This is a genomic window from Kocuria sp. WN036, from assembly GCF_002287015.1.
Taxonomy (GTDB): domain Bacteria; phylum Actinomycetota; class Actinomycetes; order Actinomycetales; family Micrococcaceae; genus Kocuria; species Kocuria rosea.
Window position 1 is genome coordinate 1 of record NZ_NSKF01000065.1, and the last position, 2,178, is coordinate 2,178.

The window sequence follows — 2,178 nt, forward strand, 5'->3', positions numbered from 1 at the left end:
TGTCGGTTCCGGTCGAATAGGTAGCTGAAGTTCCGGTCGAAAAGTGAGCAGCTCGTCCAACGATTGGAGAGTGATCACTGTGGAGGATTGGGCGCTGATCCGTCAGCTGCATCGGGTGGAGGGCTTGTCGCAGGCGGCGATTGCCAGGAGGTTGTCGCTGTCGCGGAACACGGTCGCGAAGGCGCTCCGTTCCACGGACCCGCCGTCCTACGCACCGCGCCCGCCGGTGGAGGGGGCCTTCAGCGAGGTCGAGGCCGCGGTGCGGGATCTGCTGGGCCGTTTCCCGTCGATGCCCACCGCGGTGCTCGCCGAGCGGGTCGGCTGGACCGGGTCGAGGTCGTGGTTCTACGCCAACGTGGCCCGGTTGCGCCCGGGCTACCGACTCGCGGATCCGGCGGACCGGCTGATCCATCATCCCGGGGAGCAGATCCAGTGCGATCTGTGGTTCCCGGGCCGGCTGATCCCGGACCACGCCGGGGTGGCCCGGGACTTCCCGGTGCTGGTGATGGTTGCCTCCCACTCCCGCTACGCGTCGGCGGTGGTGCTGCCCAGCCGCAGGACCGGGGACCTGCTGGCGGGGATGTGGTGGTGCCTGGCCGAGGGCTTCTCCGCGGTGCCGCGGCAACTGTTGTGGGACAACGAGGCCGGCATCGGCCGCGGCGGCAAGCTCGCCGAGGGCGTGGCCGGGTTCTGCGGGGCACTGGGGGTGCGCCTGGTGCAGGCCCGCCCCTACGACCCCGAGACCAAGGGCGTGGTCGAGCGGTTCAACGGGTACCTGGCCACCTCGTTCCTGCCCGGGCGCACCTTCGCCGCCCCGGGGGATTTCCAGGACCAGCTCACCGGCTGGCTGGTCATCGCCAACCAGCGCACCCACCGCACCACCCGCATCCGCCCGGTGCAGGCCATGGCCGCCGAGCGGAACACGATGGGGCCCCTGCCACCGGTGGACCCGGTGTACGGGCACCGGTTCACCACGCGCCTGCCCCGGGACTACTTCGTCACTGCCGGCGGGGCCGCCTACTCCGTGCACCCGGGCGCGATCGGGCGCCTGGTCGAGGTGGTCGTGGACCTGCACACCGTCACCGTCACCTGTGCTGGGCGCACTGTGGCCGCCCACCAGCGGGCCTGGGGATCCGGGGCCACCGTCACGGACCCGGCCCACGTGGCCGCCGCGGCCGCGATGCGCCGGACCCACCAGGCCGCAGCCACCGCCGGCACCACAGGCACCGGCCGCAGCGGGCAGGTGGAGGTCGCCGATCTCGGGGTCTACGACCGGCTCTTCGGGATCGAGGTCGCCTGATGCGCCCGACCACCGAGCCCGCTGGACGGGCGCTGACGGATGCGGACAAGCAAATCCTCCACCACGCCCGGGAACTGAAGGCCCCCCGGATCGCCGCCGACTACGCCCGGATCGCCGACACCGCCCGGGCCCAGCAGTGGAGCCTGGAGGAGTACCTCGCCGCCGTACTGGGGACCGAGGCCGCCGCCCGGGCCGCCTCGGGGGCCGCGCTGCGGATCAAGGCCGCCGGATTCGAGGCGATCAAGACGCTCACCGACTTCGACTTCACCGCCCAGCCCTCCCTGGACCGCGGTGTGATCGCGCGCCTGGAAGCCGGGGCGTACCTGGTGCAGGCCGGCAACGTGGTGCTGCTGGGGCCCCCGGGAACCGGCAAGACCCACGTGGCCACCGGGTTGGGGATCGCCGCGGCCCGGACCGGGCACCGAGTCGCGTTCAACTCCGCCACCGGTTGGATCACCCGCCTGCACACCGCCCACGCCACAGGGCGCCTGGAGGCGGAACTGGCCAAGATCGCCAGGATCCCGCTGGTCATCATCGACGAGCTGGGCTACGTGCCGATCGAGGCCGAGGCGGCGAACCTGTTCTTCCAGCTGGTCTCGACCCGCTACGAGAAGGCCTCGCTGATCATCACCTCGAACCTGCCCTTCTCGAGATGGGGCGAGGTCTTCGGGGACACCACGATCGCCGCGGCCATGATCGACCGCATCGTCCACCACGCCGAGATCATCACCACCAAGGGCACCAGCTACCGCATCCGGCACACCAGCATCGAGACCCTGCCTTCCGTCACCGAGACCGGACCGGCAAACTAGAACAACCCCGCGAGGTGCTCACTATTCGCACGGACAAACAGCTCAAACTTCGAGCGGAACCGACAC

Annotated in this window: 2 protein-coding genes; both read left to right on the forward strand. The window is 70.8% G+C overall.

Annotated features, from left to right (window positions below; translation table 11 throughout):
• Positions 1 to 79: 79 nt before the first annotated feature.
• Entirely contained in the window at positions 80 to 1,300 is a 1,221-nt protein-coding gene (gene istA / locus CK505_RS18030) for an IS21 family transposase (protein ID WP_095651916.1), read from the forward strand.
• Positions 1,300 to 2,112, forward strand: a complete 813-nt coding sequence (istB, locus tag CK505_RS18035; protein WP_095651917.1) for an IS21-like element helper ATPase IstB — start codon at positions 1,300 to 1,302, stop codon at positions 2,110 to 2,112. The genes istA and istB overlap by 1 nt, the downstream gene beginning before the upstream one ends.
• Positions 2,113 to 2,178: the final 66 nt, after the last annotated feature.